This is a genomic window from Agreia sp., assembly GCF_964263775.1.
In the GTDB taxonomy this organism is placed as follows: Bacteria; Actinomycetota; Actinomycetes; order Actinomycetales; family Microbacteriaceae; genus Agreia.
Genome location: NZ_CAXVWM010000133.1, coordinates 1 through 23,951 on the forward strand (window position 1 = coordinate 1; position 23,951 = coordinate 23,951).

At 66.3% G+C, this 23,951-nt stretch carries 25 protein-coding genes, 1 pseudogene and 1 riboswitch; of the genes and pseudogenes, 11 read left to right on the plus strand and 15 right to left on the minus strand.

Going from position 1 to position 23,951, the window contains the following annotated elements:
* Both ACE5CZ_RS10255 and ACE5CZ_RS10260 read left to right on the plus strand, forming a co-directional pair.
* Positions 1–451, plus strand: a pseudogene (locus ACE5CZ_RS10255) (oxidoreductase); the annotation flags it as partial.
* A 119-nt stretch (positions 452–570) separates the two neighbouring features.
* Complete coding sequence (locus ACE5CZ_RS10260; RefSeq protein ID WP_374947229.1) at positions 571–1,737, plus strand: MarP family serine protease; 1,167 nt, start codon at positions 571–573, stop codon at positions 1,735–1,737.
* A gap of 80 nt (positions 1,738–1,817) precedes the next feature.
* Here the strand turns inward: ACE5CZ_RS10260 and ACE5CZ_RS10265 are convergent, their stop codons facing one another.
* The gene (locus ACE5CZ_RS10265; RefSeq protein WP_374947230.1) at positions 1,818–2,138 is read right to left on the minus strand and encodes a hypothetical protein; all 321 of its coding nucleotides are present in this window, start codon (positions 2,136–2,138) and stop codon (positions 1,818–1,820) included.
* 126 nt (positions 2,139–2,264) lie between these two features.
* On the opposite strand from ACE5CZ_RS10265, the gene ACE5CZ_RS10270 reads away from it, so the two are divergent.
* Positions 2,265–3,044 carry an EI24 domain-containing protein gene (locus tag ACE5CZ_RS10270; protein ID WP_374947231.1) on the plus strand — a complete coding sequence of 260 codons (780 nt, stop codon included), beginning with the start codon at positions 2,265–2,267 and terminating at the stop codon, positions 3,042–3,044.
* 35 nt (positions 3,045–3,079) lie between these two features.
* Here the strand turns inward: ACE5CZ_RS10270 and ACE5CZ_RS10275 are convergent, their stop codons facing one another.
* Entirely contained in the window at positions 3,080–3,403 is a 324-nt protein-coding gene (locus ACE5CZ_RS10275) for an ATP-dependent DNA ligase (protein ID WP_374947232.1), read from the minus strand.
* 642 nt (positions 3,404–4,045) lie between these two features.
* On the opposite strand from ACE5CZ_RS10275, the gene ACE5CZ_RS10280 reads away from it, so the two are divergent.
* Positions 4,046–4,210 carry a hypothetical protein gene (locus ACE5CZ_RS10280; RefSeq protein ID WP_374947233.1) on the plus strand — a complete coding sequence of 55 codons (165 nt, stop codon included), beginning with the start codon at positions 4,046–4,048 and terminating at the stop codon, positions 4,208–4,210.
* A 6-nt stretch (positions 4,211–4,216) separates the two neighbouring features.
* On the opposite strand, the gene ACE5CZ_RS10285 is transcribed toward ACE5CZ_RS10280, so the two are convergent.
* From ACE5CZ_RS10285 to glyA, 4 genes are all read right to left on the minus strand, one after another.
* Positions 4,217–5,134 carry an aldose 1-epimerase family protein gene (locus ACE5CZ_RS10285; RefSeq protein WP_374947234.1) on the minus strand — a complete coding sequence of 306 codons (918 nt, stop codon included), beginning with the start codon at positions 5,132–5,134 and terminating at the stop codon, positions 4,217–4,219.
* Between the two features lie 65 nt (positions 5,135–5,199).
* Positions 5,200–5,337, minus strand: a complete 138-nt coding sequence (locus ACE5CZ_RS10290; RefSeq protein WP_374947235.1) for a hypothetical protein — start codon at positions 5,335–5,337, stop codon at positions 5,200–5,202.
* 40 nt (positions 5,338–5,377) lie between these two features.
* Entirely contained in the window at positions 5,378–6,262 is an 885-nt protein-coding gene (locus tag ACE5CZ_RS10295) for a bifunctional methylenetetrahydrofolate dehydrogenase/methenyltetrahydrofolate cyclohydrolase (RefSeq protein WP_374947236.1), read from the minus strand.
* Positions 6,259–7,542, minus strand: coding sequence for a serine hydroxymethyltransferase (gene glyA / locus ACE5CZ_RS10300; RefSeq protein ID WP_374947237.1), 1,284 nt, complete (start codon positions 7,540–7,542; stop codon positions 6,259–6,261). The genes ACE5CZ_RS10295 and glyA overlap by 4 nt, the downstream gene beginning before the upstream one ends.
* Before the next feature lie 67 nt (positions 7,543–7,609).
* Positions 7,610–7,691: riboswitch (ZMP/ZTP riboswitch) on the minus strand.
* Between the two features lie 69 nt (positions 7,692–7,760).
* Between glyA and ACE5CZ_RS10305 the strand changes: the two genes are divergently transcribed.
* On the plus strand, positions 7,761–9,659 hold the full coding sequence (locus ACE5CZ_RS10305) for a sigma-70 family RNA polymerase sigma factor (protein ID WP_374947238.1): 1,899 nt from the start codon (positions 7,761–7,763) through the stop codon (positions 9,657–9,659).
* Here the strand turns inward: ACE5CZ_RS10305 and ACE5CZ_RS10310 are convergent.
* Entirely contained in the window at positions 9,656–10,903 is a 1,248-nt protein-coding gene (locus ACE5CZ_RS10310; RefSeq protein ID WP_374947239.1) for an MFS transporter, read from the minus strand. The genes ACE5CZ_RS10305 and ACE5CZ_RS10310 overlap by 4 nt on opposite strands.
* A 210-nt stretch (positions 10,904–11,113) precedes the next feature.
* On the opposite strand from ACE5CZ_RS10310, the gene purU reads away from it, so the two are divergent.
* From purU to nagA, 3 genes are read left to right on the plus strand one after another with little or no spacing between them, the layout of a single operon-like run.
* Entirely contained in the window at positions 11,114–11,965 is an 852-nt protein-coding gene (purU, locus tag ACE5CZ_RS10315; protein ID WP_374947240.1) for a formyltetrahydrofolate deformylase, read from the plus strand.
* Positions 11,966–11,988: 23 nt separating this feature from the next.
* On the plus strand, positions 11,989–12,348 hold the full coding sequence (locus tag ACE5CZ_RS10320; protein ID WP_374947241.1) for a YrdB family protein: 360 nt from the start codon (positions 11,989–11,991) through the stop codon (positions 12,346–12,348).
* Positions 12,348–13,496 carry an N-acetylglucosamine-6-phosphate deacetylase gene (gene nagA, locus ACE5CZ_RS10325; RefSeq protein WP_374947242.1) on the plus strand — a complete coding sequence of 383 codons (1,149 nt, stop codon included), beginning with the start codon at positions 12,348–12,350 and terminating at the stop codon, positions 13,494–13,496. Before ACE5CZ_RS10320 ends, nagA begins: the two co-directional genes overlap by 1 nt.
* Before the next feature lie 19 nt (positions 13,497–13,515).
* On the opposite strand, the gene ACE5CZ_RS10330 is transcribed toward nagA, so the two are convergent.
* From ACE5CZ_RS10330 to ACE5CZ_RS10365, 8 genes are all read right to left on the minus strand, one after another.
* Positions 13,516–14,298, minus strand: a complete 783-nt coding sequence (locus ACE5CZ_RS10330) for a glucosamine-6-phosphate deaminase (RefSeq protein ID WP_374947243.1) — start codon at positions 14,296–14,298, stop codon at positions 13,516–13,518.
* 1 nt (position 14,299) lies between these two features.
* A complete protein-coding gene (locus tag ACE5CZ_RS10335; RefSeq protein WP_374947244.1) occupies positions 14,300–15,238 on the minus strand; it encodes an ROK family protein in 939 nt (312 codons plus the stop codon).
* Complete coding sequence (gene nagZ / locus ACE5CZ_RS10340; protein WP_374947245.1) at positions 15,235–16,713, minus strand: beta-N-acetylhexosaminidase; 1,479 nt, start codon at positions 16,711–16,713, stop codon at positions 15,235–15,237. The genes ACE5CZ_RS10335 and nagZ overlap by 4 nt, the downstream gene beginning before the upstream one ends.
* Entirely contained in the window at positions 16,710–17,552 is an 843-nt protein-coding gene (locus ACE5CZ_RS10345) for a carbohydrate ABC transporter permease (RefSeq protein WP_374947246.1), read from the minus strand. Before ACE5CZ_RS10345 ends, nagZ begins: the two co-directional genes overlap by 4 nt.
* Positions 17,549–18,544 carry a carbohydrate ABC transporter permease gene (locus ACE5CZ_RS10350; protein ID WP_374947247.1) on the minus strand — a complete coding sequence of 332 codons (996 nt, stop codon included), beginning with the start codon at positions 18,542–18,544 and terminating at the stop codon, positions 17,549–17,551. The genes ACE5CZ_RS10345 and ACE5CZ_RS10350 overlap by 4 nt, the downstream gene beginning before the upstream one ends.
* 120 nt (positions 18,545–18,664) lie before the next feature.
* Positions 18,665–19,939, minus strand: a complete 1,275-nt coding sequence (locus ACE5CZ_RS10355; RefSeq protein WP_374947248.1) for an extracellular solute-binding protein — start codon at positions 19,937–19,939, stop codon at positions 18,665–18,667.
* 79 nt (positions 19,940–20,018) lie between these two features.
* Positions 20,019–21,215 carry an ROK family transcriptional regulator gene (locus ACE5CZ_RS10360; protein ID WP_374947249.1) on the minus strand — a complete coding sequence of 399 codons (1,197 nt, stop codon included), beginning with the start codon at positions 21,213–21,215 and terminating at the stop codon, positions 20,019–20,021.
* Positions 21,216–21,382: 167 nt separating this feature from the next.
* Positions 21,383–22,597 carry an NADP-dependent isocitrate dehydrogenase gene (locus ACE5CZ_RS10365; protein WP_374947250.1) on the minus strand — a complete coding sequence of 405 codons (1,215 nt, stop codon included), beginning with the start codon at positions 22,595–22,597 and terminating at the stop codon, positions 21,383–21,385.
* A gap of 112 nt (positions 22,598–22,709) precedes the next feature.
* Here ACE5CZ_RS10365 and ACE5CZ_RS10370 point away from each other — a divergent pair, with 112 nt between their 5' ends.
* The 3 genes from ACE5CZ_RS10370 to ACE5CZ_RS10380 are packed head-to-tail and all read left to right on the plus strand — an operon-like array spanning position 22,710 to position 23,945.
* Positions 22,710–23,162 carry a GNAT family N-acetyltransferase gene (locus ACE5CZ_RS10370; protein WP_374947251.1) on the plus strand — a complete coding sequence of 151 codons (453 nt, stop codon included), beginning with the start codon at positions 22,710–22,712 and terminating at the stop codon, positions 23,160–23,162.
* A gap of 10 nt (positions 23,163–23,172) precedes the next feature.
* On the plus strand, positions 23,173–23,544 hold the full coding sequence (locus ACE5CZ_RS10375) for an MGMT family protein (RefSeq protein ID WP_374947252.1): 372 nt from the start codon (positions 23,173–23,175) through the stop codon (positions 23,542–23,544).
* Positions 23,541–23,945 (plus strand): hypothetical protein, encoded by a 405-nt coding sequence (locus tag ACE5CZ_RS10380; RefSeq protein ID WP_374947253.1) that lies wholly within the window; start codon positions 23,541–23,543, stop codon positions 23,943–23,945. The genes ACE5CZ_RS10375 and ACE5CZ_RS10380 overlap by 4 nt, the downstream gene beginning before the upstream one ends.
* Positions 23,946–23,951: the final 6 nt, after the last annotated feature.

Here is a 23,951-nt window from a genome sequence, read left to right on the forward strand (position 1 = left end):
GCAATTGCACCGCCAGGGCCGGCTGCGACTGAACGATCTCGCCGGGCGCACGCGCCGCTACAGCCCGTGGTTCGCATACTGCGACTCCAAACTCGACATCCTGCTGTTCTCATACGAGCTGCAACGCCGGCTCGACCAGTCCGGCAGCCCAGTGCGATCGATGATCGCCCACCCCGGAATTGCCAAAACGAACCTCGTCTCGCACGTCGGCGGCATCTCAGGATGGATGAACGGACTCGCCCAGCCGCTCTTGAACGACGCCGAAAACGGCACCCTCCCCACGCTCTTCGCCCTCACCGAAAACATTCCCGGCAACTCCTACGTGGGGCCCGACAGCTTCGGCAGCATCCGCGGCTACCCGGCCGTTCGCACGCCCTCCTCCGCCGCCCGCAACCCCAAAAACGCGGCCGCGCTCTGGAACGCCACCACCGACATCGTCGGCAAGATGTAGAGCGGCCCGTATGCCGTCGGCGGCCGCTTCCGAGAACTTTCGCAGGAGCATCCGCAAGGCTGAGGCCGTCCACGAGCCCGCAGACGTTTCGGAGAACATCGAATGACAGAGTTCTGCCGGTGATCGACGCGATCGTCATAATCGTGCTGATCGCCGGCGCGGTGGCGGGGTACCGCATCGGCATCGTTCGCTCCCTCTTCGGTCTCGCCGGCGTGATTGTCGGAGGCATCGGCGCATACTTCGCCATCCCGCTCGTCGTCGCCTGGATTGCCGAGCCCGAGTGGCGGATCGCCGGAGTCATCGGCACGGCCTCCATCTTGGTGACCGCGGGTTACCTGCTCGGGGCCACCATCGGCCGAGCCGTGGGCACGGGCATCGCGAGAGCCAAGCTCGGATTCGTCGATCGAGCACTCGGATTCGTGGGCAGCGGCACGGCGGCCGTTCTCGTCGTGGTGACCGTCGCATCCGGTGTCTCGACCCTCGGTGTCGCCCCACTCACTCAGGCCGTCGCCTCCTCATCGATCCTGCGCACCCTCGACGGCCTCATTCCGCAGCAGGTCTCCAGCCTCCTGGCCCAACTGCGCACCGCTGCTGTCACCGACGGAGCGCCGTGGGTCATCGACGCGCTGGGCGCACCCAGCTCGCCTCCGTCGATTCCGACGATCAGCACCGACAGCCCGGCACTCACCACGGCCGCCCAGTCCGTCGTGCGGATTACCGGAACGGCGTACGAGTGCGGAGTCACCATGTCGGGGAGCGGCTTCGCCGTCGCGACCGACAGGGTCGTCACCAACGCCCACGTGGTCGCGGGAATCTCCGAGCCCGTCGTCGAGGTTCCCGGCCAGGCACCCCGGCCGGGGCGCATCGTCTATTTCGATCCGACCGTGGACCTCGCCGTGATCGCCGTCGACGGGCTCCCGGCCGACGCGATCCCCTTGGCCGAGACACTGCCGGCAACGAGCGCGGCCGTGGTCGCCGGATATCCCTTCGGCGGTCCTTTCTCCATCGCGGGCGCCGAGGTCTTGGCCACCGGTCCGCTGCAACTGATCACCGATGGTTCCTCCGGCACCACGCGGGATGCCTACACGCTGGCCGCCGACGTCGAGCCCGGCAACTCGGGCGGCCCGCTTCTCACGCTCGACGGCCAGGTCGCCGGCGTGATCTTCGCACGGGCGAGCTCGGTCCAGAACGTCGGCTACGCGCTCACCATGAGGGAACTCTCACCCGTGGCTGCGCAGGCTACGGCGCTGACGGCACCCGTGAACACGGGGGCGTGCTCGCCCTGACCGAAAACGAGTGAGAGAACATCACGCCCCGAGCCCAAGATGGGCTTGCCTGGCTTTTCGCGTTCGGCACCCGCTGGGTTTCAGAAGACGTCGTAGTCGAGGCTTCCCTTGCCGTTCGTGCTCTCGACCCGCGCGGTGTCTTCATGGGACCGCGCCTGAACGCGCACCTGCTCGGCCACCCCCTGCGTCTCGGGCTCGGCATACGACACGGCCTCGTGCTGGGTCATGATCTGGCTCGCCGGACCGAGCACGAGAGCCACAGGCGTAGGCATGCCGTCGGGATCGAAGCCCGGAACGATGACGACCTGGTTGCGACGGTTGCGCGGAACCGTAGCGACGAAGTGCACGAGCGCATCGGCCACCTCGTCACTCGTGACGAAGGTTCCACCCGCATAGCTCATCCTTTTCATCTTTCTAGAGTCCTCCACCCCGGTGCCGTTGCCCCGGGCATTGTGATGATCCATTTACTGAGGTAGCAGCGCCCGGAGCTTTCGTTCTTCAGCGCAGTCCCCGTAGCATGAGAAGCCATGTCGCCCGCACCCGCCCGAAGCGTCGTTCGTCAGTTCTTCGACGGGGTCGCGCTTCTGGGCCGTGGCCTGAAGATGTGGGGAAGCGATCCCCGCCTGATGCTTTTCGGCGCCCTTCCCGCGCTCATCGTCGCAACTGTCTATCTCGCGGCGCTCGTCGTGCTGTTCATCAACGCACCTGCACTGGCACAGTGGGCGACCCCGTTCGCCGACGAGTGGCAGGAGGGCTGGAGAACGGCCCTGCGAATCACGGCCATCATCGCTTTCGTGGCCTTGGGCGCGCTCCTCGTCGTCTACACCTATACGGCGATCACCCTTGCCATCGGGGATCCGTTCTACGAGAAGATCTGGCGGAGCGTCGAGAACCGGCTTGGCGGCATCCAGAACGAGGTGGAGACGGCTATGTGGCCTTCGCTGTTCCGGGGGATCCTCGATGCCCTGCGCATTCTGCTCGTGACGGCACTGATCGGCGTCGGACTGTTCGCACTCGGATTCATCCCGGTCGTCGGCCAGAGCGTCGTTCCGGTTCTCGGCGCCGGGGTCGCCGGATGGTTTCTCGCACTGGAACTCACGGGCAGGGCGTTCGACGCGCGAGGACACACACTGCGCGAGCGCCGACGGGCTCTCGGTGCCGTCCGTCCCACCGCGCTCGGATTCGGAATCGCGAGCTACCTCGTCTTTCTCATTCCGTTCGGCGCCGTGTTCGTCATGCCGGCAGCCGTCGCGGGTGGCACCGTGCTCGCGCGGTTGGCACTAGACGATGGCGAAAGCAGCGCCTGAACGACGGGCCTGTGAGCTTGTGGGCCTGTGAGAGCCTATGAGCTCGCGGGCTCGGCGTTCTCGTCGGGCTCCGGAACCGGCCTGAGGCCGCCTGTGCTGTTGGCCGCCAGCATCAGATCTTCGATCCACACTCGGTTGAGCGCGGGCGACTTGTTTCCGTAGAAGCGGAAGTGCAGGGGAATAGAGGGGTGGATCCAGATGGTGCTGCGACCGCTGCCCTCATCGGTGCCGTGCTCCCACGACAGCATGAATGCCTCGTTGCGACGAAGCTTGGTCGAGATCACCACTTTGAGGTGAGCGAGCAGCCGATCCTCGAATTCGACGTCGGTGTCTCCGGTGCCGTAGATCAGTCTGCCCATATGAAAAACGTCCGTTCTTGACGAAGGGCCCACGTGGATCCAATTCCACGTGAGCTCCTACACGAAGCTACCCACAAATGAGATTACAGGCATGGGCTTGCCAAATTCGACGGATCTGTGCGAATTCGGGCAGCACTTCGCGTCACATCGAACGTGCAGCCAATGCAGCCTTCGCGTCGTCGAGTGTTTTGTAGAGACCGCAGATGTTTCCGCAGGCATCCGTGAGCTTCACTGACTGGCCTGGCACTCCCTGCACTACGCCGCCCTGCACCATTCCTGCGAATCGCCCGTCGCGACGGGCGAGCCAGACTCCATCGAAAACGAGTTGCCACGTGAGTTGCGACTTCGCACGCCCTGCAGAAGCTGAGTCGCGTGCTGTCGTCGTCGAGGGCACGCTATCGAATAAAAGAGACATGAATTCACTCCGTTCCAGAGTTTGTTTACCTTTTCAGGCTAGGCGTGCCCCTGCCCCCGAACAAGGGGTTTACGTCGGCAGAAAGACCCGCTACTCGGCACCACACAGTCGTGGCACGCGGTACCTTCGGCCACGATAACTGCACAATCGTTTTGCAAACCGCGACGGGTGCCCTAAATTGGGGGGCCGACACTTTCAGTCGATCCCCAGCCGAAAGGTACATTCTCATGAACCTGCTTTTTATCATCGTCGCCGTCATCGCCGTCATCCTCCTGTTCACGGGAGGGTTTGTCTCGTCGCTGAACTTCTTGCTCTACGTGGGGATCATTCTTCTCGTGATCGCCATCATCGCGTTCATCGTCAGGGCCCTTACGGGTCGCAAGAACGTCTGACGAAACCTAAGTCGCTGGGCGGTACCGAACGCCCCAGCTGAGCATCCATGACGCGCCGGGCTCGACCCAGCGCAGGCCCTCGCCGGTGTTGAACGCATTGGCGGGGGCCGTCATCGGTTCTAGAGCGATTGCCAGACCGGTTCCCGTTTCGAAAGGAAATTGCCGCGGGTTGTACGCCTGCACGTAGGCGAAATTCGCGTCGGTCCACAGTTCGACCCGCTGGCCATCGGGAGACGCAAGCGAGTGCACGTTCTGCCCGCCCGTTCCCGTCAGAGTTCCGAAAGCATGGTTGAGGTCGACCTCTGAAAGCCTCCGGCCGGCTCGAAGATCGAGCTCGGAATCGTCGACCGAGACTTCAGCCGTGGGAATGAACACATCGTCGTATTCGAAGACGGTATCGGCAGCGATGGTGACGGTCAGGTCTTCGGTGGGTACCGATCCGATGACGAAATACGGATGCGCACCCACGGCGACGGGGGCCGGCGATTGCGATTCGTTCGTGATGGCATGCGTGACTGTGAGGCCCGCCTCGCTCAGCTCGTAGCTCACCGAGGTGTCGAGTTGGAAGGGATAGCCGTGCTGCGGGAACACGCGCGCGTGCAAGGTGAGGAATCCATCACCCTCTTCGGCAACGGTGTAGGCCGTGTTGCGCAGCAGTCCGTGGGTGGCGTTGCCTGTCGAAGGCTCTGTGATGTCGAGTTGCTGGGTCGTGCCGTCGAGCACCCAGGCGGCCTTGGCGATGCGGTTCGGCCAGGGAACGAGAACGATGCCCTGGCCCATGGGGGGCAGCGAGTGCTCGGGGTACTCCCGCACGACCTCGACACCATAGAGCACGAGGCCGCGCAGACCAGCGGCCAACTCCGTGATCGTCGCTCGGGAATCGCCGAATGCCACGGAAAACTGGGTGCCTGTCGCTGCTCTCACGAACTCCAGCCTCGGGCGTCGCCCGGCCCCGGGCATCCGGAGGCCCGGGCCGAGCGAACCGTGGGTCACGCAGCGGGCGCGGGCCCCTCGGCCGGCTCGGGATCGGTCGGAAACGACTCCTCGATCTCCTCGAGGACCGTATCGTCTTTCTCGTCGACCGTCTTCTTGCCCGGATCGTGAGGTTTGGGATGTTCGTGCGTCATACATTCCTCCTTCTGTGGTGGGATCGTGCTCTCGCCGAGACTACGGCGTCGCGGCTTCGACCACGTTCTGAAGCAGCAGCGCACGAGTCATCGGACCGACGCCGCCGGGAACAGGCGACAGGAAGCCCGCGACAGCGGCGACTCCGGGGTCGACGTCGCCCGTCAGCTTCGCCTTGCCGGTGTTTGCATCGACCACGCGGGTGATGCCCACGTCGAGCACTGCCGCACCGGGCTTGACCCAGTCTGCTGTGATGAGACCGGGCACCCCGACGGCCGCGATGACGATGTCGGCGCGGCGCACCTCGGCCTCGAGGTCGCTCGTGCGCGAATGCGTGAGCGTGACCGTGGCATCGATGCCCTTGCGGGTGAGCAGCAGCCCGAGGGGCCGACCGACCGTGAGACCGCGACCGATCACCACGACGTGTTGGCCATTCAGAGGGATGTCGTAGCGGCGCAGAATCTCGACTATCCCGGCCGGTGTGCACGGAAGAGGCGCAGGGCGCCCCGAGACCGTCGACGGGTCGACCGTGAGAACGAGACGCCCGAGGTTCGTCGGATGCAGTCCATCGGCATCTTTGGCCGGATCCATGAGTTCGAGCATCGCGTTCTCGTCGATGCCGTTCGGCAACGGAAGCTGCACGATGTAGCCGGTGACGAGCGGATCGGCGTTCAACGCCTCGATGGCGTCGCGCACGTCGTGCTCGCTCGCTGTGGCCGGCAGGTCGACCCTGATCGACTCGATGCCGACCTCGGCGCAGTCGCGGTGCTTGCCGGCGACATACGAACGGGACGCGGGATCGTCGCCCACCAGCAGCGTTCCGAGGCCGGGGTGGATGCCCCGCTTCTTCAGCTCGACGACGCGTTCGGCGAGTTCCGACTTGATGGATGCGGCGGTGGCGACGCCGTCGAGGACGACGGCCGTCACTGGACGAGCCCCGGGTAGAGGGGGAACGCCTCGGTCAGAGCGCCGACCCGGGCGCGGAGCCCAGCCGCGTCTGCGCCGGGCTTGAGGGTCTCGGCGATGATGTCGGCCACCTCGGTGAACTCGACATCTCCGAATCCGCGGGTCGCGAGCGCCGGGGTTCCGATGCGCAGACCCGAGGTCACCATCGGGGGGCGCGGATCGAAGGGGACGGCGTTGCGGTTGACCGTGATGCCCACCTCGTGCAGAACGTCTTCGGCCTGCTGCCCGTCGAGGGGCGAGTTGCGCAGGTCGGCGAGCACGAGGTGCACCTCGGTGCCGCCCGTGAGCACGTCGAGGCCGCCGGCGCGTGAATCATCTGCGGTCAGGCGGTCGGCGAGGATGCGTGCGCCGTCGATCGTGCGCTGCTGGCGGTCACGGAACTCCGGCTCGGCCGCGAGCTTGAATGCGGTGGCTTTTGCGGCGATGACATGCATGAGCGGCCCACCCTGCTGGCCGGGAAACACGTTCGAGTTGAGCTTCTTGGCCAGCTCTGTGTCGCGACTGACGATGAATCCCGAACGCGGACCGCCGATGGTCTTGTGCACGGTCGACGACACCACGTCGGCGAAAGGCACGGGCGACGGGTGGAGCCCCGCGGCGACGAGTCCGGCGAAGTGAGCCATGTCGACCCAGAGCTTGGCGCCGACCTCGTCTGCGATGGCTCGGAACGCGGCGAAGTCGAGGTGGCGGGGGTAGGCCGACCATCCCGCGATGATGACCTGGGGGCGGTGCTCGAGCGCCTTGTCGCGCACCACGTTCATGTCGACGAGGAACGTCTCAGGGTCGACGCCGTAGGAGACCGCGTTGTAGAGCTTGCCCGAGAAGTTGAGCTTCATGCCGTGGGTGAGGTGGCCACCGTGGCTCAGCTCGAGACCGAGGATGGTGTCGCCGGGGGTGGCGATGGCCGACAGGACGGCCGCGTTGGCCGTGGCGCCGGAGTGCGGCTGCACGTTCGCGTACTCGGCCTGGAAGAGGCTCTTCGCCCGCGCGATGGCCAGCTCTTCGGCCACGTCGACGAATTCGCAGCCACCGTAGTAGCGGCGGCCCGGGTAGCCCTCGGCGTACTTGTTCGTGAGAACGGAGCCCTGGGACTGCAGCACCGCGCGCGGCACGAAGTTCTCACTCGCGATCATCTCGAGCGTGTCGCGCTGGCGACCCAGTTCTTTTTCGAGGACCGCGAAGATCTCTGGATCGACGGTCTCGAGGGGCTCGTTGAACGAGGAAGGCGTGTGATCAGACAAGACTGGCTCCTAAACATGACAGAAACGGAATTATGTCGCCGCGCGAGCGACGGGGTGCAGCAGTATCCGGGTCGACCCAGGCGCGCGGCCGAATTCGTGTCAGTCGCTTCCCGATGGTGACCATCTGAACGCCAGTTGCGACACCGAGAAGCCTACATGAGGCATCCGGTAGAGTCATTGCTGCACGACGCGCCCCGAACACGAGGAGTAATGCCGTCATGGCCGCCCACCTCGACCCGCCCGGCCGGTCGATCGTCGACGCGTCGGATATGGACTTGGTCGAGTTGACCCGCAACGGAAACTCAGCCGCATTCGGCGAACTGTGGGTGCGGCACTCCAAGGCCGGCCACTCCGTGGCGCGAAGCCACCGCTTCGATGCCGACGACCTTCTCTCCGAGGCGTTCGCGCGCGTGTTCCAGGCCATCTCCGTGGGCGGCGGTCCGACGGCGGCGTTCCGCCCGTACCTCTTCACCACGATCCGAAACGTGTCGATGCAGTGGGCTCGCGCCAAGAGCGCAGACGCCAGCGAAGACCTCGACCTCATCGCCGACCCGTCGACCGAGGAGGAGGCATCACTCGCAGCGCTCGACAAGAGCCTGACCGTCAACGCGTTCCGCAGCCTTCCCACTCGCTGGCAGGAAGCGCTCTGGTACAGCGAGGTCGAACAGCTCTCGTCTCAGGAGATCTCTCCCCTGCTCGGCATGAAGGCGAACGCCGTCTCTGCGCTCACCTACCGCGCGCGAGAGGGACTGCGCCAAGCGTGGATCCAGGCGCATCTGCAGCGAACGACGGATCCCGAGTGCGCGGCGGCAATCGACAAACTCGGCTCATTCGCCCGTGGCACGCTCGGCCCCCGCGAGTCGAAGCGAGTACGCGGGCATCTCACGACGTGCACCTCGTGCACGATCGTCGCCGACGAAGCCCGACAGGTGGGTTCGCGACTCGCGCTCGTGCTGCTTCCCCTGGCGGCCGGAGTTTCCGGCGCGGCCGGGTTCCTCACCTGGTTGCAGGCGGGTAGCGGCGCTGCAAGCGGAATGGTCACCGCCGCATCCATGCCCTCGAGCGTCAGCAGCGATTCTGGCGGCGCGAGCAACGCCGGTGGCGTGGGTGGCGCGGCGGGAGTCGGCGCCGCCGGAATCATCGGCGGAATCGTCGGCGCGTTGGCGCTCACCGCGACGGTCGTCGGCGCCGTCACGCTCGGCCCGGGCCTGTGGAACGCTCCCCGCGAGTCGTCGGCTGAATCCAGCGCGGCGTCGAACGAGGAGTTCGGTGGCGACGCCGGCGGCGGCGGCGTCATCGCCGTGCCTCCCGGAGCCGAGCCCCAGCCGACGAGCGCCCCGGCTCCGACAGTCGATCCGGCGCCTTCGCCGATCGCCCCGGTCGCGCCGACACCGCCTCGTACGCCCGCCGCGTCCGCGCCCGAGGCGATCCCGCCCGCGGTTCCGACGGCGCCCATTATCGAGCCCACCGTGCCCTCGGTGGAGGTGCCGGTCCCCGGTCCCGAGCCGACTACACCCCCGGTCGACCCTCCGGTGGATCCTCCCGTTGACCCGGACCCCCAGATACCGGCCCTGACAAACGCAACCTTCGTGCCCAGCGTCGGCAACCGCCTGTACCCGTCAGCGGCCGGGATGGGTGCCAAGGCTGGAGCGCAGATCGACATCGTCGATCAGACTGGAGCCATCGTCGCCCAGACGACCGCGGACGACGACGGAGGCTGGTCGGTCTCGTCGACCGATTTTAGAGACACCGTCGCGGCCGGGTCCCACACGTTTTCCGTGCAGCAGACGGTGGATGGACTGACATCTGCCACGAGCGTGCCCACGCCTGTCACGCTCGAAGCCCCAGCAATCGATTCTCCGATCTCCGGCCACTTTTTTCCAGACGGCCAGTGGTCGATCACCCTCAGCGGTCAGCCCGAGGCGATGGTCGTCAACGAGATTCACCATCTCGACTCGGGTGACAAAATAAGCTCATTCCAGCACTACGTCCTCGACCCAAGCGGCGACTACACCAACTCGTACCCGAACGCAGCGCACTCGTACCGACTCTTTATTCGCTATGAAGACGCAGATGGCAACGTCGGCCCCGCCAGCGTCATCGAGTTCACGGTCTAAGCCGGGCTCGGGCGGCGGCCGCGGCGGGAGCGGAGTTCTGCCGCGATCAGGAGTGCGCCGGCCACCGCGAGCATGATGAGATAGGCGATCGGCAGCGAGTCGAGGCCCAGGCCGTCGAGCAGCGCGGCGCCCACGAGGGCACCGCCACCGATTCCGATGTTGAAGAACGTCGAGTAGACGGCGCTGGCCGTGTCTCGGATATCGACCGACGCGACGTGCAGCAGACGGGCGCCGAGAAGCGGCGGCAGGGTGCCGAAGACGAGGCCCCACAGCACGAACGCGGGCAGTGCGATCATCGGGTTGTTCGAGAAGACGGCCATGACTGAGACGGAGATGGCGGTCACAGCGACCCCGAGTACCAGGCCGAGCGTGGGACGACGCCCGAAGACGGTGCCGACAAGCAGCAGGCCGCCGGCGCCGGCGATTCCGTAGCTGGCGAGCAGCAGCCCCACATCGCGCGAATCGACCCCGAGTTCACCCGTGAGGTACGGCGCGATGAATGTGTAGAACGAGTAGTGGCCGATCATGACGACGGCGGCCAGCAGGCACAGCAGGGCCACGGCGGGAACCGTCGCATCCAGTTTGCGACGGCCCGACGGATGCCGTTCGGGCAGCGCCTGCGACTTGGCCGGCCGCTCTACCCGGGGCAGCAGCCACAGCATGAGGCCGGCGCCGATGATGCACAGCACCGCGATCGCCCCGAAGGCGCTGCGCCATCCGATCGCCTGGCCCAGGATGGTGCCCAGCGGAACCCCGAGCACGAACGCGAGGGTGCCGCCTCCCGTGGTGATCGCGACGGCCCGACCGAGCTGTTCTTTGGGAACGAGGTAACCCGAGTATGCGCCCATCACGGCCCAGAAGAGGCCGTGCGCCATGCCTCCCACGATGCGGGCGCCCACGAGAACCTCGAACGTGGGCGCGATCGCGGTGACCGCACTCGACAACGACACCACGATGAGCACGAGCACGATGAGCCGGTGCCGAGAGACGCTGCGGGTCAGGCGAGACAGGGGGATGCTCGTGAGCACCACCGCGAACGCGAACACCGATACGAGCAGACCGATCTGCGATTCACCCACTTCGAGCTCGATGCTCATCTCGGGAAGAAGGCCCGTGGGGAGCATCTCGGCGGTCACAGACAAGAAGACGGCCGATGCGAGCACCAGGAGACCGCCCCAGGGGAAGGGTCGTCCGGGATTGCCCGTCGGCACGATGGCGGTGGGAGAAGTGAACGGGTGAGTCACAGCGAGCGAACGAACCAAACTAACGAGAAAGGGCGAACAGAGGCGGCGTCACGCCAGCCTGACGAGGGCGGCATCGAAATAGAGCCCGCACATCGGGCACGACACCTCAAGAACCGATGACGACGTCGTACCTGCCCGGGGCCGAACGATATCCGTCGGCCACCCACTAGTGTAACGGGAGGCAGAACGAGACGAGAAGAGGCGAGGGCGTTGACGAGTTCCCACTGGGTATTGACCTTCGTCTGCGCAGACCGTCCGGGCATCGTGCACGCGGTCAGCGGCGCCGTCGTCGAATCCGGCGGAAACATCACCGAGAGCCAGCAGTTCTCGAGCGCAGACACCGGCCGTTTCTTCATGCGCCTCCAGGTCGAATCCGATGCCGATCGCTCCGTCTTCGAGCGCGCGCTCGCCCCGGTCATCGCGCGCTACGACATGCACTGGCAGCTCGACGTCGTCGGTCGACCCTTACGAACCCTCGTTCTCGGATCGACCGCCGCCCACTGCCTCAACGACCTGCTGTTCCGCCAGCGCGCGGGCCAGCTGGCAATCGACATCCCTCTTGTTCTGAGCAACCACCCCGTGCTCGCCGAACTCGCCGGCTTCTACGGCGTGGCCTTCGAGTCCCTGCCGGTGACGGATGCCGCGGGCAAGGCCGCGTTCGAGCGCCGGGTTCTCGAGGTCGTCGACCAGAACGACATCGAACTCGTCGTGCTGGCCCGCTACATGCAGATCCTCTCCCCCGAACTGTGCGCGGCTCTCGCCGGCCGGGCCATCAACATCCACCACTCTTTTCTGCCCGGATTCAAGGGCGCGAACCCCTACAAGCAGGCGCATGCGCGGGGTGTGAAGCTGATAGGCGCCACGGCCCACTTCGTGACCAGCGACCTCGACGAAGGGCCCATCATCGAGCAGAACGTCGTTCGAGTCGATCACTCGCGCACGGCATCCGAGCTCGTCTCGATCGGCCAAGACGAGGAGAGCCGAACGCTCACGCAGGCGGTCAAGTGGTTCTCGGAGCATCGGGTGCTGCAAGACGGCGCCCGCACGATCATCTTCCGCTGAGCTCGGTCGGTACGCTGGTGACCGTGAATCAGACAGAGACAGCCGCCGGCAGACTCGGCATCGCCGACGTGATCCGCTTCGTACTCGAACTGTTCGCGTTCGTCACCCTCGGCATCTGGGGGTTCGTCGCGTGGCCCGGGCCCTGGCTCAACGTCGTCCTCGGCATCGGCACGCCCCTGTTCGCGATCCTGCTGTGGGCGTTGTTCTGCTCGCCGCGCGCCGTCGTGCAACTCGATGCGTTCGGCAAGGCTCTGATCGAGATTCTCATCATGGGTTCCGCGGCCCTCGCCTGGCTGATGCTCGGGCAGCCGATTCTCGCGGTCGTCTTCGGCGTCGCCGCCGCCATCAGCGGCGTGATCTCCGGACGCCGAGAGCTCAGCTGATGCTGGTGCACGGCGCCCGAAAACTCGACGCAGACGGCATCGTCGACGACTTCTGGATGCTCGTGGTCGGCGACACGATCGCGACGACCGGCACGAGCGACGGCTGGCGGGCGCTGGCGCCATCGGTGGCCGCGGCAGACAGGATCGACGCCCGCGGCCACTGGCTGACTCCGGGATTCATCGATCTGCACGGCCATGGTGCCGGCGGCGCCTCCTATGACGACGGCGGAGAGGCGATCGGCGCGGCCCTGGCCGTGCACCGGGCGCACGGAACGACCCGGTCGGTGCTGAGCCTGGTCGCGAATCCTCTCGACCAGCTGGTCGGCAGCCTTCGCGTCATCGCCGAACTGGCCTCGAGCGATCCGCTCATCCTGGGATCTCACCTCGAGGGACCGTTCCTCTCGCCGCTGCACCGCGGCGCACACGAATTGGTGCACCTCGTTGCACCCGAGCCTGCCGCTGTCGAGGCGCTGCTGCAGGCATCCGCCGGCACGCTCAGGCAGATCACAGTGGCCCCCGAACTGCCCGACGCCCTCGACGCGATCGACCGCCTCGTCGCCGCGGGCGTCGTCGTCGCCATCGGGCACACGGATGCCGGGCTCGACCTCGCGAAGCAGGCCTTCGACCGCGGCGCCACTGTTCTGACCCACGCCTTCAACGCCATGCGCGGCATCCACCACCGCGCGCCCGGGCCCGTTGTCGCGGCACTCGACGATCCCCGGGTCGCCCTGGAACTCATCCTCGACGGCGTGCACGTGCATGCCGAAGTCGTTCGCCTCAGTTTTCTGGCCGCCCCTCATCGCATCGTCTTCGTCAGCGACGCCATGGCGGCCACGGGTGCCCGAGACGGCCAGTACACGCTCGGGTCGCTCGACGTGACCGTGACGCACGGCGAGGCCCTCCTCAGCGGCACCGAGACCCTCGCCGGATCGACCCTCACCCAAGACGCGGCGCTGCGCAACGCGATCGAACTCGCGCGAATCGACCCGGTGCTCGCCGTGCGCGCGCTCACGGCCAGCCCGGCCCGGGCGCTCGGGCTCGACGGGCGGCTGGGCTATCTGCGGCCCGGCTACGCCGCCGACGCTGTTCTGCTCGACGAGCAGTGGCGCGCGACGTCGGTGTTCGCGAACGGCACCCGCCTAGTGTGAGTCGCCCTGGAGTGAGCCGCTAGAGGCCCTGCCAGCGCGGCTTGTTCGCCCAGGCGTAACGGTAGTAGTCCGCGCGGGCGAGACCCGATGCGGCGGCCTCGTCGACGAGCACGGTGACCCTCGGATGCAGCTGGATGGCCGAGGCGGGAACGCTCGCCGAGAGCGCCCCCTCGACCGCATTCGCGAGCGCCGCGGCCTTGCTCTCTCCGAAGGCCAGCAGCAGCAGATGCCGCGCACGTAGGATCGTTCCGAGCCCCTGGGTGACGCAGTGCATCGGAACCTCGCCCGCCGAATCGAAGAACCGCGCGTTGTCGTGCCGCGTCTGTTCGGTCAGCGTCTTCACCCGGGTGAGCGAGGCGAACGACGATCCTGGCTCGTTGAAACCGATGTGCCCGTCGGTGCCGATGCCCAGCACCTGCAGGTCGATTCCCCCCGCCGCCTCGATCGCGGCTTCGTACCGCGCACCGGCCGTCTCGATGCCCTCGAGGCTCCCGTCGGGCACGCGAACTGCGCCGCCGTCGAGGCCCAGCGGCTCGACGGCCTCGCGAAGGAGGACTGAGGCGTAGCTCTGCGGGTGACCCCGCTCCAGTCCGACGTACTCGTCGAGCGCGAACGCGCGAACGCGCGAGAGGTCGAGGCCTGCCGCCACCCGACGCTGCAACGCGCGGTAGAGGGGCAGCGGCGTCGACCCGGTGGCGAGGCCCAGCACGGCGTCGGGTTTTTCTGCGACGAGCGCCTGCACGGCGTCGGCCCCGAGCTGCGCCGCCGCCGCGGCAGACTCGGTGATGACGATCTCGGCCACGTCAGAGCTCTCCCACCGGGGCCAGCGAACGGCCGACGAGCGCGGCCCCGACTGCCGCGACCGGAAAGTCGTCGGGCACGAACCGAACCCGGCCCGGCAGGTCGAGCGACGCGAGAAACGGCGAGTCGCGAGCCCACGCATCCAGCACCGACCGCACCTCGTCGAGCAGCAGCTGGCCGAGGTGGCTGAGCCCTCCCCCGACGACGACGACCTCGACGTCGACGGTCAGCACGAGAATGCGCACGGCCGCCGCCACATTCTCGACGAGCGCGAGTCGGATCGCCTGTGCCCTCGCGTTTCCGGCGCGAGCGGCCTCGAGCAGCGAGAGCACCGGTATCTGCTCGTCGCTCGGCCACTGCCGGGCGATGGCGGAGCCCGATGCGACCGTCTCGAGGCACCCTCGTTGGCCGCACGGGCAGAGCACTCCCAGCGGGTCGACGGGAATGTGACCGATCTCGCCGGCGGTTCCCCGCGACCCGCGCCAGAGTTCACCGTTCAGGACGAGTCCCGCAGCGAGACCGGTGCCGAGGTTCAGGTACGCCATGGAGTGCTGCTCGAGGGTGGCCTCACGAGGCGGGAACATCAACTGGAAGGCGCCGAGAGCGGCCGCCTTCACATCGTTCTCGACCCGCACGTCGACGGCCAGCCTGGCCTCGAGGGCAGCGGCGAGGTCGAGCTCCTCGACGCCGAGGTTCACCGCGTGCGAGACCACGCCCGTCGTCGTGTCGACCGTGCCCGGAATGCCTATGCCGATGCTCGAGAACGCCCGCATGGGCGTGAGCGTGCGCTCCGCGAGCTGCTCGATCGCCGAGACGGCGGTGTCGACAACGGCCTGGGCGCCGAATCCCGTCGGCAGCCTGAGCCGTGCCACGATCTCGCTTCGTTCGTCGATGGCGACGGCGTCGGTCTTCGTGCCGCCGATGTCTATTCCGAGCCTCATCGGCTGTCTCCATTCACGGGTGCGGCACACGCCGCGTCGATCATGCGCCGAAGGGCGAGGCCGACGATGCGGGATGCGCCGAAAGTCGCGATGTCCGCGTAGCGGCGATCGTCACCCGGCCAGCCCATGTCGACGACGACGACCGCCGGATGGCGCCCGCGTACCTCGTCGATCATGTGTGTCACCCAGGGGTGTCGATGGTTGTCGCGACCGATCACGATCACTGGTCGATCAGCATCGAGCGCCCGCACGTCGACCGGGTTCGAGGCGGTGAGGCCGACGGTCTCGAGAGTCAGGCCGGAGGAGAAGGGTCCCCACGGCGAGTTGCCCACCGCGATGTTGGCCTCTGTGTCTATCCGGACGACCACGGGGCTCGACGCGGCGGCGAGAAACCGCGCTGCGTCGGGCGACACCTCGAAGGCGTCCGCGAGCGAGGGATACGCCGGGAAATCCACGTCGGGTTCGAGCCCCGGCGCGGCAAGCGTTGCACGAGTCTCACGTAGTTCGTGTGCGAGGGCGCGAACCCGGCCCGCCGCATCCGATAGCCGTGCCGGCTCGAGATCGCCCCGCTGCAAAGCGGCGTCGACCTCTGCGACGATGTCTTCGAGCTGGCTGCGGGTGTTCCTCGTGCCGATGCAGAGCAGGTCGCATCCGGCCGCCAGCGCGCGGGCAGCCGCGACCGCAATACCCGTCTGAGCGCTCGCTCCGGCCATGTCGAGGGCGTCGGAGACGATCACTCCCTCGAATTTCAGCTCGTCGCGCAGGATGCCGCCCAGGATTTCGCGAGAGAAGGTTGCGGGATTCACCGCATCGACGCGGGGAAGCAGGATGTGGCTCGTCATGACGGTTGCCGCGCCCGCCTCGATCGCCGCCCTGAACGGTTCGAGCTCGCGCCCTCGAAGTCGCTGATGCGCCAAATCGACGACGGGAAGCGCGAGATGCGAGTCCTGGCTCGTGTCTCCGTGGCCGGGAAAGTGCTTGATGCCGGCCGCGACTCCCTGCGACTGCAGGCCCCGCGTCCACGCGGCGCCGTGTCGCGAGACGAGGTCGGTCGCGGCGCCGAAGCTGCGCACCCCGATGACCGGATTGTCCGAATTCGAATTGATGTCGACATCCGGTGCGAAATCGAGGTTCACGCCCACCGCGCGCAACTCGGCGCCGACTCGTCGGCCCACTGCACACGTCAGCGTTTCGTCGTCGATGCGCCCCAGCAGCGCGTTGCCCGCAAAGGGCGAGCCGACATCGGCGTAGAGTCGCGTCACATCGCCGCCCTCCTCGTCGATGGCGATGAGCGCCGCCGGGTTCGCGGCTCGGATGTCGGCGGTCAGTCGCCGCAGCTGCTCGCCCGACGAGACGTTCTCGCCGAACAGGCACACGCCGGCCAGGCCCTCCGCCAGCAGGGCGCGCAGCCAGTCGGGAAGCTCGGTGCCCACGAAGCCGGGGAGCAGGGTCTGGAGGATGTCCTGCCGGGTCATCCCTTCACCGCCCCGCTCACGAGCCCGCCCGTCATGCGGCCCTGCACCACCAGGAAGAAGATGACGACGGGAATCGCCATCAGCGTCGAGCCGGCCATGATCGCAGCCCAGTTGGTCGTGCCGGTGGACACCTGGAAAGTGCGCAGCCACACGGGCAGGGTCATCATCTCGGGCCTCGAGTTCACGACGAGGGCGAGCAGAAACTCGTTCCATGCCTGGATGAAACCGAAGACGCCCGTGGCGACGAGGCCCGGCGCCAAAAGGGGGAAGGTGATCTTCCAGAACGCCCCCGTGCGCGAGCATCCGTCGATCATCGCCGCCTCCTCGAGTTCGATCGGGATGCCGTTCACGAAGCCGCGCAGGGTCCAGATCGTGAACGGAAGAACCGTGGCCACGTAGACGAGCGTGAGCCCGGCGATCGTGTTCAGCAGGCTCCAGCTGTCGAGCACCCGGTAGGTCGACACGATCATGGCCTCTGCGGGGATCATCTGGATGATGAGGATCGCGAGAATGAACCCTCTGCGGCTGCGGAACCTGAACCGGGTGACCGCGAGAGACGCCAGGAAAGCGAACACCAAAGCGATGACCACCGTCGAGATAGTCACCATCAACGAGTTTCCGAGGGCGGGCATGAAGTCCGAGCGGGTCGTGTCGAACAGCACCGTCTCGTAGTTGCGCAGCGTGAAGTTCGCGGGCACGAAGTTGGGCACGACCGAGCGGATCTGGTTGTTCGGTTGCAGGGAGGTGTTGATCATCCAGTAGACGGGAAAGACCGAGAAGATGAAGACGATCACCGCCACTATTCCGAGGGCGACGCTGGTCAGGCGGGTGCGGGTCATAGCTCTTCGTCCTTGATGCTCTGGCGCACGTAGTACAGGGAGATGGCCATCATGATGACGACCATGATCACGGCGATCGCCCCGCCGGCTCCGTAGTCGCCGGTGCCGAGTGACGTCTGGTAGATGTAGACGCCCAGTGTGGAGGTCTGGTCTCGAATTCCGCCGATGCCCTGCAGGGCGTAGATCTGGGTGAACACACGAAGGTCCCAGATCACCTGCAGCACGGTGACCACGATGAAGATCGATTTGAGGTACGGAAACGTCACGAGCAGGAACCGTTTCGCTCCGTTCGCTCCGTCGAGCTGGGCAGCCTCGAGCACCTCCTCGGGCACCTGGGTCAGCCCGGCGTAGATCGTAAAGGCGACGAAGGGCACCGACTGCCAGGTGATGATGATGGTCGCCACCAGAAAGAAGCTGAGCGGATTGCTCAGCCACGAGTTGCCGTGCAGGTCTTGGCCGGTGACCATGCCGAGAACGTAGTTGACGACGCCGTACTGGGTGTCGAACATCCACCCCCATACGATCACCGCGGTGAGCGCCGGCATGGCCCAGGCGAGCAGCAGCCCCACCGAGACCAGAAGTTTGAAGCCCTTGTTCAACTTACCGAGAAGCAGCGCGATGAGGGTTCCGATCAGCATGGTGACCACCACGTTCACGGCGGCGAACGCCACGCTGCGGGCCAGCACTGCCCAGAATTGCGCGTCGGTGAGAACACGCACGTAGTTGTCGAAGCCGATGAACGGCGCTTCCTTGCCGAAGACCTGCTCGCGGCCGAACTCCTGGAACGACATGATGATCAGCTGCAGCAGCGGATACCCGATGACGACGATCAGGATGATCGACGAGGGGATCAACAGGATCGCCGGGGCCATCCTCGATGCAGCTCTGCGGCGTCGCGGACGGCGCGACGGTTCGGGCGGCACCGGCGCCACCTGCCGTGATCCGTCGATACCACCGGGCGCGACCTCGAGGGCCAGACTGCGGGTCGTCATACGAGTTGCTCCTACTACGATCGAAGAGTGCTGCGAGGTCCCTTTTCCTAGGGCGATCCCTGCATTGGGCTGGTGGTGGCCGGCGTTCGCGCGTCGACCACCACCTTTTTCTGCGGGGCTCTAGCCGGCGAGGATGTCGTCGATCTTCGCGTCGACCTCCGTGGCCAGCTTCGTCACGTCGCCGCCCTGGCCGATCTTCACGAAGAAGTCCTGCAGTACTCCAGCGGCCTCGACGTCGGCCCACTTCGGGCTGGCCGGCGTGAGCTTCGCATTCGCCGCGGCGGATGCGATGGCCTGGGCGACCTCATCGGTTCCGACCGTCTCGGCGAGCGACACCTTGGCCGGCACGAGGCCGGCCTTGCCGAGGATCGTCTGGTACTCGTCGCTCAGCATGATCTCGAGCGCTGCGGTCGCGAGCTCGGGATGGGCGCTCTTGGCTGCGATGGCGATGTTGGAGCCACCCGCGAACACCTGGGCAGCGCCGCCATCGGCACCGGGAAGCGCGAAGACCCCGAGGTTCGACTCCTGGTCGGGGCAGCCGGGAGCCTCGGCGTCGAGAGGCGCGAGAATCGACCCCTTGAGCCAGCTGGGAGCGGAGAGCTGAGCGACTTCACCCGCACAGAACGGCACCTCGGGGCTCGTTTCGTTGCCGTCTTTCGGAGCGGACGACGCGGTGCTCATCACGTCTTGGATCATCGTCAGGCCCGCGATCGACTCGGGGCTCGACAGCGACGCCTTCCACGAATCGCCGTCCTCCACCGCGATGTCACCGCCGGTCTCCCAGATGTAGGGAAGGGCGTTGTACCAGTCCTGGCCCGGGAAGTAGATTCCCGAGACCCCGGGGTTGGCCGCCGCGAGGGCCTTGCCGTTCGCCACGTACTCGTCGAGCGTCGTCGGCACGCTCAGGCCGGCCGCGGCGTACAGGTCTTTCTTGTAGAAGACCAGCCGAGCACCCGAGTAGTACGGGGCGGCGTAGAAGCTGCCGTCGTAGGAGCCTGCTTCGACGAAACCGGGAAGCAGGTCGTCGCCGCCGAGCTCCTCGTACTTGTCGCTCAGATCGAGGAAGGCACCCGCCGAGGTGAAAGCCGCCGCCTGGGTGTTGCCCACCTCGACCACGTCGGGACTGTCGCTGCCCGACAGGTTCGTCGTGAGCTTGTCGACGAGTCCGGTCCAGGCCTGCTCCTCGATCGTGAGCGTCGAGCCGGGGTTCTCTTCTTCGAACGTCGTCTTCAGGTACTCACGCGCCTCGTCGGGAGTGTCCGTGCCGACGAGCCAGACGCGGATGTCGGCCCCCTCTGCACCGTCATCCGACGCACCCGACGACCCGGAGCATCCGGATAGGGCCAGGGCTGCGGCCATGCCGATGCCGATTGCGGCCAGTGTCTTCTTCCTCATTGTCTTGTCCTTTTCCTAGGGCTGATGTGAATGCGCGGCCTGCGGCGGGCACCGACGGCCGTGGTGGTGCTGGGCTCGACTACGACACCCCGAGGGAGTCGGAGAGAACCATGACGGCCGCACCCCGCAGAACTATGTCCTGCCCGAGCGCGGTCATCCGCAGCGTCAGAAAGCCATGGAACTCGGCCATCGTCCTGCTGCGGAGCGTCTCGATGGTCGCCTGGGCGAGCACACCGTCGAGAAGTTCTGTGGGGCCACTGAGGATGATCTCGCTCAGGTTCAGCGCGCCGACCACCGGCGCCAGGGCGATGCCGAGCCGTTGGCCGGCCTCGGCAAGCGTCTCGTCTCGATCTTCCGGGGCGCTGCGGCCCAGTTTCGCCGTGAGATTCGGGATGCTGAGCCACGTCTCGAGGCACCCCACCTTGCCGCACACGCAGGTCGCTCCCCCATCGGTTCCCACGACGACGTGGCCGATCTCGCCCGCGGCGAAGCGTGATCCGAAAAGCGGGATGCCTCCGAGGAGGAGCCCGGCGCCGACACCGTGGCCGACTTTGACCAGCATCGCGTCGCTGTCCGCGTCGCCGAAACTGTGCTCCGCCAAAACGGCGGCGTTCGCGTCGTTGGCCACGATGACGGCCACACCGAACTCGTCGGCGAGAGTCTGCTGCAGGGGCACATCCACCCAGCCGAGGTTCGGCGCTGCACGCACGACCCCGCCCAGGTCGACGACCCCGGGCGAGCCCACTCCGATGCCGAGAAGGGGCGCCGTCGCAGCCTCGACGAGTCGACGGGTCAGGTCGACGACGAGCGCCAGGGCAGTCTCGCCGACGCCGTGTTCCAGAGCGATTTCGGCTCGCGCGAGGATGGTGCCGTCGAGGTCGAGCACGGCGCCTCGGAAGACGGCGTGCTCCGACAGGTCGAGACCGATGATCTGAAATCCGCTGCGGTTGAGATCGATCAGCGTCGCCGGTTTTCCCGGGCGCGTGTCCTCACGCTGCCCGAGTTCGAGCACGAGACCATCGACCATGAGCTCCGCCACCAGGGCCGACACGGTCACACGGGTGAGGCCCGTCACCCGGGCGATGTCGGCGCGGCTCTGGGTGCCGGTGCGGTAGAGCGTCTGCAGGACCAGCGAGAGATTGTGGCCTCGGGCGTCGCCGGGCACGATCTTGCCGTTGGGCCGAAGGGCCCTCCCCTGCGCGAGACCCTGGTGCGCTCGCGGCGGGTACGCCGACGCGGAACGGGAAGAGCCTCGCTGCACTTCCGATGCAGTCATGTTTGTTAGTAAAGCTTACGAACAAACAGGAGACAAGACTTTTATCGCATGATCCGCAATGTTTACGGGGTCGTAACAATCGAATGCGAGCAGACTCTTTCACCGACGACGAGGCGCCCCGCACCCGAAAGGGTATGGGGCGCCTCTTCTTCTGCGGCTGCGGGAGTTCAGGCCAGCCGGGCAGCCAGGTTCTTGTCGAGCGTGTCGAGGAACTCCTCCGTGGTCTCCCACTTCTGCTCGGGCCCGACGAGTAGCGCCAGGTCTTTCGTCATGTGACCCGCTTCGACGCTCGTGATGACCACGTCTTCGAGCGTCTGGGCGAACTCGGCCAGCGCCGGGTTGTCATCGAGCTTCGCGCGGTGCGAGAGGCCGCGAGTCCAGGCGTAGATCGACGCGATCGGGTTCGTCGACGTGGGCTTGCCCTGCTGGTGCATGCGGTAGTGACGCGTCACCGTTCCGTGCGCCGCCTCGGCCTCGACGACCGATCCGTCGGGAACGCTGAGAACGCTCGTCATCAGTCCGAGAGAGCCGAAGCCCTGGGCCACGGTGTCGCTCTGCACGTCTCCGTCGTAGTTCTTGCAGGCCCACACGTAGCCGCCCTCCCACTTCATGGCAGAGGCGACCATGTCGTCGATGAGGCGGTGCTCGTAGGTGAGGCCGGCCGCGTCGAACTTCTCCTTGAACTCGGCCTCGAAGATCTCCTCGAAGATGTCTTTGAATCGGCCGTCGTACGCTTTGAGGATCGTGTTCTTCGTCGACAGATAGACCGGGTAGTTGCGGCTGAGGCCGTAGTTGAGGCTCGAGCGCGCGAAGTCGCGGATCGACGCATCCTGGTTGTACTGAACCTGGGCGATGCCGTCGTCGGGGGCGTCGTAGACCTCGAACTTCATCGGCTCGGAACCGTCTTCGGGGGTGAACTCGACCGTGAGCTTGCCCTTGCCCTTGAAGACGAAGTCGGTGGCGCGGTACTGGTCGCCGAACGCGTGACGCCCGATGATGATCGGCTTGTTCCATCCCGGTACCAGGCGCGGGATGTTCGAGATGATGATCGGCTCGCGAAAGATGACGCCCCCGAGGATGTTGCGGATCGTGCCGTTCGGCGACTTCCACATCTTCTTCAGGCCGAATTCTTCGACCCGCGCCTCGTCGGGCGTGATCGTGGCGCATTTCACGCCGACGCCGTGCTTCTGGATGGCATGGGCCGCGTGGATCGTGACCTGGTCGTCGGTCGCGTCGCGGTTCTCGATGCCGAGGTCGTAGTAGTCGAGGTCGATATCGAGGTAGGGGTGGATCAGGGTGTCCTTGATCGCCTGCCAGATGATTCGTGTCATCTCGTCGCCGTCGAGTTCGACGACGGTTCCTTCAACTCTGATCTTGGACAACGGCCACTCCTTCACGTGTTTTCGGACTGTTGATCAGCTTAGCCGCTCGCCCAGATATCTCTACGTCGAGATAAAACTAGCGGGCGGGTGCGAGGCGGGCTAGCCTTGGCCCATGGGTGAACTGAGACTGGTTGAGTTGTCGGCGAGCAACATCGTGGCGGCGAACACCCTCACGTTGAAGCCCGGTCAAGAGCAGTACGTCGCCCCCGTTTCGCACTCCATCGCAGAGGCCTACGTCAACCCGGTCACCGCGTGGCCCCGCGTCGTCCTCGACGACGACGAGGTAGTCGGTTTCATCCAAGGAAACTTCGACCCCGACAGCGACCACGAAGAGTTCAAGGGCTGCATCTGGAGCATCAACGTGGCGGCCGCAGCGCAGGGCAGAGGCGTCGGACGGTTCGCTGTGCTGTCGCTGGCAGACGAGGCGCGCAACCGCGGCTACGACCGCATCACCGTCATGTTCGAACCCGGCGAAGATGGCCCCGAGGCTTTCTTCTACCGGCTCGGCTTCTCCGGCATCGGAGAAACGCAATACGGCGAGACCATCGCCGCGCTCTCCCTCTGAGCGCTGATCGGTGGCACGATCGACCGCGCCCGGTCACGAGTTCGCGCTCGATGTGCTCGACCTGGTCGACTCGATTCCGCCGGGCAGGGTGCTCAGTTACGGTGACGTCGCAGCCATGCTCGGCTCCCGTGCTTCGCGGGCCGTCGGCACGATCCTGCGGCACTCCGGAGCAGGCCACTCGTGGTGGCGGGTACTCCGGGCCGGCGGACATCCACCCCGGGGAAACGAGGCCCGGGCTCACGCATACTACGTCGCCGAGGCGACCCCGCTCGTGCGCACGTCGACAGGGTGCGGGTATCGGGTCGACTACGCTGTAGCACGGTGGATTCCGACGGAAGCCCCGACTACAGCCCTGCAAGCCAACGAAAAGGAGCAGCAGTGAAGCGTCGTCTGCTGGGTGCCGCCCCCATCCTCGCGGTCACCGCGCTCCTTTCGGGATGCACGTTGGCGAACGCAATAAACCCGCCCATCGAGAGTGCGATCTATGCCACCCAGCCCGAGGCTGCAGGCGCGACGAGCACCGTCGCACTGCCCGACTTCGTGCAGGGCGACGCCACCACGATCCGCATCAAGACCGACACGGCAGACAACACCAAGATTCTCGGATACAGCATCCCGGCCCCCCTTGCCGCTCCGATCGGCGCAGAGTGCGCCAGTGCCAGCACACCCCGCCTCGACGACACCTGGTGGGTCGAGTCCCTTCCCACAGATGCCGCCATCACCTGTTCGGGCGCGTGGCACATCTACGTCGCCGGGCAGACCGTCTTCGCCTGGACACCGTAGCGTCGC